Consider the following 3,564-nt stretch of genomic DNA (forward strand, 5'->3'; position numbering starts at 1 on the left):
GATCGGGGTGCGAGCCGAGATGCGCTGCATCGTAGTCGCGCCCATAGCAGAAGGCCTGGTCCGGCTTCAGCCGCTCGCGCAGCGGCGGGCCTAGCGCCGGGTCGACCGGATCGATGCGCGCGAACTCCGCCTTGCAGGTCGCCGCTGGGATCGGGTCGAGGCGAAAATTGTCGTCATCCTTGCCGAGTGCCTGCCTGCTATATTCCGCAGCGCCAAGCTCTTCTTCCGAACCGGCATCGAGATAGATGTCGGGCTGCAGATCCGAGAGGAACAGCCGGCCCTTGTCGTCGACCTTCAGCGACGCAAGCGTCCGGTCGCATTCCATGCCGCAATGAACCGGGCCTGTCTTGCCGTCCTCTGACGCATGATTGCACCAGCCGCCGGCCCATTCCGGCGACTTGGCGCCGCGCACGGTGGTGGCGATGAAAGCATTGTAGGACGTGTCGGAATTCACGGTCGGTTCCTCGTTCGGCCGGCTGACCGGATCATGGCCGTAGTAGAAGAAGATCCGCGTCACCTTCTGCTTCGGGTGCGCCTTGAGATGCCCCGCATCATAGACGCGGCCGAAACAGGCATCAGCGCCGTTCGGACTGAGTTCGGTGAGCTTCAGCGCATCGTCGGCGGAGGCCGATCCGGCAAGCAAGCCAAGCAGCGCCGCGCCAAACCCGGCGCCGGCGACTGTCTTCCATTCCCCTGCCCTGAACGCCATGTGATCTCTCCTCCGCATCGACAGGACGCAACGCCAATTTATGCTAGTATTGCGGCCGCAGCCACGCAATTCGCGGCGGGCCGCCAAGCGGAGGAGGATTCCATGCGTCGGCGCGATATGTTCCGCGCGGTTCTTGCCGGAACCGGAACGCTTCTCGGTTTGCGGGCAGCACAGGCAGCCGCCACCGAGCCCGCAAGGCAAAAAGTCGCCTACCACTTGAGCGACACCGACAAGGTCAATTTCGTGCTCGGCAACATCAAGAACCACTATGAGGGCACCGGCGGCAATGTCGACATCGTGCTGGTCGTGCATGGTCCCGCGCTCGCGGCCTTCAAGTCGAAAGGCATATCGGCCGCGATTTCCGGGCGCTTCGCCGGCCTGGTGCGGCAGGGGCTGGAACCCCATGCCTGCGCCAACACCATGCAAGGCATGGATATTTCGCTCCCCGACCTGCTCGCCGGGTTTCATGCCGCCGACAAGGGCGGCGTCGTCAAACTCGCCGAACTGCAAGGCCAGGGTTACGCCTATCTGCATCCGTAGAGCGGTTTGTTGGGCGCAAATTCCCGAGGGAAAGCGCTACTCGCTTTGCCGGGAAACCGCTCCACACGTTTCCTTGAATTGCTCAAAGGCTTGAACACCGGGGTGGCAAGGGCCTACGAAGGACAGGCAGACCTCCCGGAGGAAGAACCGTGCCAGCCACCACACTCAGCATACCCGATCTTGCCGGCAAGGCAGTGCTGGTCACCGGTGCGTCGACCGGCATCGGAGCGGCGCTCGCGCTGGCCTATGCAGCGCAGAAATGCAAGGTGGCGCTGCACTACAATTCGAGTCAAGACGCCGCCGAGAAGCTCGGCCTGACGATTGCCGACAAGGGCGGCGAGGTGTTTCTCGTTCAGGGCGATTTTTCCGTTGCCGCCGATGTCGAGCGCGTCGTCGAAGACAGCGCGCAATATTTCGGCCGCCTCGACGGGCTGGTCAACAATGCCGGCGGCATGCTTGGCCGCATCCCTTATGCCGAGCAGACCGAGGCGCATTACGACGCTGTGATGGACCTCAATGCGCGCTCGGTGCTGACTGCTTCGCGCAAGGCGATCCCGTGGCTGAAGAAACAGGGCGGCTTCATCGTCAACACCTCCTCGATCGCCGCGCGCAACGGCGCCGGCGGCGGCGCCGGGCTTTACGGCTCGGCCAAGGCCTTCGTCTCCAATGTGACGCGCGGCATGGCCAAGGAACTGATCGGCTTCGGCATCCGCGTCAACGCGGTAGCGCCCGGAACCATTCTCACCCCGTTCCACGAGCGCTATTCGACCGACGAGCAGATGAAGGGCATGGTCGCCACCATTCCGCAGGGACGCGCCGGCACGGCGCAGGATTGCGTCGGCGCCTATCTGTTCCTCTCTTCGGACCTTCTCAGCGGCTACATCACCGGCCAGGTGATCGAGGTGAATGGCGGCCAGTTGATGCCTTGAACGGCTACCGGCATACTGGCGGTCTGCATGTTCTTGTCGAAAACCTCAAAGGGAGACAACGGAATGTACGGACTGATCGGCAAGATGCGGGCGGCGCGCGGCCAGCGCGACGCGGTCATGGACCTTCTGCGCGACAGTACAGGCGCCCTGCCAGGCTGCCTGAGCTATATCATCGCCCGCGACCCCGCCGATGCCGACGCGATCTGGGTCACCGAAGTGTGGACCGACGCCGAAAGTCACAAGGCCTCGCTGCAGCTTCCCGAAGTCCAGGCGGCGATCGCCAAGGCGCGGCCATTCATCGCCGGCTTCGAATTCCAGGTCGAGACCCATCCCGTCGGCGGCTTCGGGCTGGCTGACGGCAAGACGGGGTGATCCGCCCACGGCTTGATGCCGAGGCGAGGTTCGCACTCCAGGGTGCAATATCGACAGGTGAACAATCTCGACCCCGGGTTTTGCCAGTCATCGCGCTCCACTTGTAATTCTCTGAAAATGGACTAAGCTCTGTGGACTAAGTCCACTTGGAGAAACCTGCGATGCAGACCGTGAACATCCACAATGCGAAGACCAATCTTTCACGTCTCGTTGACCGAGCTGCCAAAGGTGAGCCGTTCATCATCGCCAAGGCGGGCAAACCATTGGTGAAAGTCGTGCCTATCGATCAGCCGGCCTCGTCGCAGGCGCGAAGGGTCGGTTTTATGGCCGGCCAGTTTTCCGTTCCCGACGATTTCGACCGCATGGGTGGCGAGGAGATTGAGCAACTGTTCGGTGTCAACACTTGAAACTGCTACTCGACACCCATTTGCTGCTGTGGGCGGCTGGCGAACCGGATCGGCTAACACCTGCGGCTCTCGCCGAGATTGAGGACCCCGAGAACGAATTGCTGTTCAGTCCCGCCAGCCTTTGGGAGATCGCAATCAAACGAGGACTGGGACGGGATGATTTCCAGGTCGATCCCCGTTTGCTCCGGCGAGGCCTATTCGACAATGGCTATCACGACTTGCCGATCACCAGTGAACATGCCCTCGCCATCGACGGACTTCCGGCGATCCACAAGGATCCCTTCGATCGAATCCTGGTCGCCCAGGCAACCATTGAGGGGATTACCTTGCTGACGATGGACGATCTTGTCGCCCGTTATCCCGGTCCTATCCGAAAGCTCTGACACCTTGGTAAACTGCGTGACTCGCGCGCCACACAGCTTCCTTTTTCGGCAAAGCGGGGGTTCGCATCGTCCCGCTTCAAGTCTAAGACCGAAACATGGATTCCTCGGCCGAGCAGCCATCCCCGGACCTGCCCACACTCGAGCGCATGGCGCGGATGCGCAAGCTCTGGCAGTGGCTTGCCCTGCTGGTTGTTTCCCTGCTGTTTGCCGGCGCGCTGGAACTC

General features: G+C 62.1%; 5 protein-coding genes and 1 pseudogene. 5 read left to right on the plus strand and 1 reads right to left on the minus strand.

Annotated features, from left to right (window positions below; translation table 11 throughout):
• Nucleotides 1-709: pseudogene (locus EN939_RS25380) on the minus strand (hypothetical protein); the annotation flags it as partial.
• A gap of 102 nt (nucleotides 710-811) precedes the next feature.
• Here EN939_RS25380 and EN939_RS25385 point away from each other — a divergent pair.
• The 5 genes from EN939_RS25385 to EN939_RS25405 all read left to right on the plus strand — a co-directional run bounded on the left by EN939_RS25385 (nucleotide 812) and on the right by EN939_RS25405 (nucleotide 3,340).
• A complete protein-coding gene (locus EN939_RS25385; protein ID WP_127270547.1) occupies nucleotides 812-1,249 on the plus strand; it encodes a DsrE family protein in 438 nt (145 codons plus the stop codon).
• Between the two features lie 149 nt (nucleotides 1,250-1,398).
• Nucleotides 1,399-2,178: an SDR family NAD(P)-dependent oxidoreductase gene (locus EN939_RS25390; protein ID WP_127270549.1), complete on the plus strand. Its 780-nt coding sequence runs from the start codon at nucleotides 1,399-1,401 to the stop codon at nucleotides 2,176-2,178.
• Nucleotides 2,179-2,241: 63 nt separating this feature from the next.
• On the plus strand, nucleotides 2,242-2,550 hold the full coding sequence (locus EN939_RS25395; RefSeq protein ID WP_023809886.1) for a putative quinol monooxygenase: 309 nt from the start codon (nucleotides 2,242-2,244) through the stop codon (nucleotides 2,548-2,550).
• A 161-nt stretch (nucleotides 2,551-2,711) separates the two neighbouring features.
• On the plus strand, nucleotides 2,712-2,957 hold the full coding sequence (locus tag EN939_RS25400; protein ID WP_056595839.1) for a type II toxin-antitoxin system Phd/YefM family antitoxin: 246 nt from the start codon (nucleotides 2,712-2,714) through the stop codon (nucleotides 2,955-2,957).
• On the plus strand, nucleotides 2,954-3,340 hold the full coding sequence (locus EN939_RS25405; RefSeq protein WP_127270551.1) for a type II toxin-antitoxin system VapC family toxin: 387 nt from the start codon (nucleotides 2,954-2,956) through the stop codon (nucleotides 3,338-3,340). The genes EN939_RS25400 and EN939_RS25405 overlap by 4 nt, the downstream gene beginning before the upstream one ends.
• Nucleotides 3,341-3,564: the final 224 nt, after the last annotated feature.

The organism is Mesorhizobium sp. M7A.F.Ca.CA.002.05.1.1, from assembly GCF_003998335.1.
Taxonomy (GTDB): Bacteria; Pseudomonadota; Alphaproteobacteria; order Rhizobiales; family Rhizobiaceae; genus Mesorhizobium.